Raw genomic sequence first — 2,550 nt, forward strand, 5'->3', positions numbered from 1 at the left:
ACCAGCAGCGCGATGCCTGATGTGCCGAGCTTTGCCGCGATGCCCGAGCGCTCCATCACGGTGAGCCCGATCACGTCGCGGTAATAGTCGGCGACCTTGTCGAGGTTCTTCACCCGCAGCGTCACCATGCCGACCCGCATCGGGGTACGACTGGCAAAGGTCGGGCCGCCGCCCTGCGGCGTGCCCTCGGCGCGCGCCGCGGCGGCGGCCGCCGCCGCGAGCGAGGTGGCGCCGGCGAGCTGCAGCAGGGTGCGGCGGGTGAGGTCGATGGTCATGAGGGCTCGCAATCCTTGCAGCAATCCTTGGGCCATGGGGCGCAATCGCGGGATTGCTACACGTTGCCGTGAGGCGCTCCCAATCACATGTTCGTCGGCCGTGGTCCTACGGGCTCGGCCATCCGTCATGTCCTGGCCACCCGGCCAGTTTCGCCAACGCCCCTGACATCCCAGATTGAGGGCAACCCCAGGAGCACGCCATGACCGATCCCAGTCCCCTGTCTTCGCTGTCGTCCGCCCTCGCGGAGGTGGTGGCGCGCACCGTACCCTCGATCGTCTCCGTGCACTCGCACCGCTTTCGCTCGACCGGCTTCGTCTGGAAGACGGGGCTGATCGTCACCGCGGACGAGGCGCTGGCCGACGAGGGCGCGGTCGAGATCGGCCTGCCCGACGGCCGCACGTGTCCGGCCAGCATCGCCGGCCGCGACCACACCACCGATATCGCGCTGCTGCGTGCCGACATCGCATCGGCCCCGGTCAAGCTCGCGGCAACCGTTCCGCCGCTGGGCGCATTGGCGATCGTGGTCGCCACCGACCGCGACACGCCGAGCGCGGCGCTCGGGATGGTGTCGACCTCCGGCAAGAGCTGGCGATCCCTGCGCGGCGGCGACATCGATGCACGGATCGAGCTCGACGTCCGCCTGCGCCCCGCCCAGCAGGGCGGCCTTGCGCTCGATGCCTCGGGGCAAGCGTTCGGCATGGCCGTGCTCGGCCCGCGGCGCGTGCTGGTCATTCCGACTACGACGATCGAGCGCGTCGCGGCGCAGCTGGAGGTACGCGGGCGCGTCGCGCGCGGCTATCTCGGCCTCGGGCTGCAGCCGGTGCGGCTCGACGACGGCGTCGGCGCCATGGTGATGCACGTCGACAAGGCCGGGCCTGCGGCGGCGGCTGGCATCCGCCAGGGCGATGTGATCGTCGCGGTCGACGGCCAAAAGCTCTCCGGCGTGCGCGCGCTGGCGCGGACGCTGGGACCTTCGAGCGTCGGCGCCGTGATCGACCTCGCGGTGCGCCGCGGCGGCGAGCCGGCCGGCTTCAAGGTCACCGTCGGCGAGAGGCCGGAGACGTGAGCGAGGGCAGCTCCCCGGAAATCGTGCTCGCCCTGGAGATCGACGATCCCGCTCTCGCCGAGCGCCTGGCGAAGCTGCTCGGCAACGTCACGGGACTGCGGCTTGCCGCGCCCGGCGAATCTGCCGCGGCGGCGATCGTCGCACGCGACCCCCGCATCATGCCTGATGACATCGCACTGACCCAGCGCGAGCTCGACGTACTGGCGCTGATGGCCGAGGGCGCCTCCAACAAGATGATCGCGCGGCAGCTCGGCATCTCCGTGCACACCGTGAAGTTCCATGTCGGCTCGCTGCTCGACAAGTTAGACGCCACCGGTCGCACCGATGCGGTCGCGCACGCCGCGCGCCGCGGCGTGATCGAGCTGTGAACGAAGGCTGCTCTCTCCTCGTCAACGCACAAGGCGTTTTGCAGGCCCTGAGCGCGCGCCTCGTCCTTCGAGACAACCGCTTCGCGGTCTCCTCAGGATGAGGCTAAGCAGCGTCGGTGCTCGTTGAAGCGGGTGCCGCACACTCCGACCTCATCCTGAGGGCCCGCCAACGGCGGGCGTCTCGAAGGATGGCCACAGGCGGGATCGCTTCCCTATGCGACTCCCCTGCCGAAACAGCGGAGAGAAACAAAAGACGTCACACCCGCTTGCCGCCGTTCTTCTCCGCGGCGCGGCGCAGCGCTTCGGCGAGGGCGCCGCCGCCTGAAGAAGCTTCCTGCTTGCGCGGGGCCGACGAGGTCATGCGGGCGGGATTGCGTGGACCGCTGTCGCGCTGCATACCGGGGGCGTCTTTCTTGGCGCCGACCTCGTCGTCGAGGCGCAGCGTCAGCGAGATGCGCTTGCGCGCGACCTCGAAGTCCAGCACCTTGACCTTGACGATATCGCCGGGCTTCACGACCTCGCGCGGATCCTTGATATAGGTCTTGGACATCGCCGAAATGTGCACGAGGCCGTCCTGGTGCACGCCGATATCGACGAAGGCGCCGAACGCGGCGACGTTGGTGACGGTGCCCTCGAGGATCATGCCCTTCTTGAGATCCTTGATCTCCTCGACGCCTTCCTTGAACACGGCGGCCTTGAACGCCGGACGCGGGTCGCGGCCGGGCTTCTCCAATTCTTTCAAAATGTCGGTGACGGTCGGCAGGCCGAAGGTCTCGTCGACAAAATCCTTCGGCTTCAGGGTACGCACGATCTCGCTGTTGCCGATCAGCGCCTTGATGT

Annotated in this window: 3 protein-coding genes and 1 pseudogene; 2 read left to right on the forward strand and 2 right to left on the reverse strand. The window is 68.7% G+C overall.

Annotated elements, in window-relative coordinates; translation table 11 throughout:
* Positions 1–275 (reverse strand): annotated as a pseudogene (locus tag JHD07_RS27830) (VOC family protein); the annotation flags it as partial.
* Positions 276–475: 200 nt separating this feature from the next.
* Here JHD07_RS27830 and JHD07_RS27835 point away from each other — a divergent pair.
* Positions 476–1,342: a S1C family serine protease gene (locus JHD07_RS27835; RefSeq protein ID WP_291627885.1), complete on the forward strand. Its 867-nt coding sequence runs from the start codon at positions 476–478 to the stop codon at positions 1,340–1,342.
* Positions 1,339–1,710, forward strand: a complete 372-nt coding sequence (locus JHD07_RS27840; protein ID WP_291627887.1) for a helix-turn-helix transcriptional regulator — start codon at positions 1,339–1,341, stop codon at positions 1,708–1,710. The genes JHD07_RS27835 and JHD07_RS27840 overlap by 4 nt, the downstream gene beginning before the upstream one ends.
* Before the next feature lie 256 nt (positions 1,711–1,966).
* On the opposite strand, the gene JHD07_RS27845 is transcribed toward JHD07_RS27840, so the two are convergent.
* On the reverse strand, positions 1,967–2,550 hold a 584-nt coding region (locus JHD07_RS27845; protein WP_291627889.1), incomplete at its 5' end, for a S1 RNA-binding domain-containing protein.

Origin of the sequence: Bradyrhizobium sp. (assembly GCF_016462955.1) — a bacterium.
In the GTDB taxonomy this organism is placed as follows: Bacteria; Pseudomonadota; Alphaproteobacteria; order Rhizobiales; family Xanthobacteraceae; genus Bradyrhizobium.

Excerpts from the sequence above, each read along its gene's own strand:
- JHD07_RS27835 (WP_291627885.1), top strand. The coding sequence starts at position 476 with ATGACCGATCCCAGTCCCCTGTCTTCGCTGTCGTCCGCCCTCGCGGAG.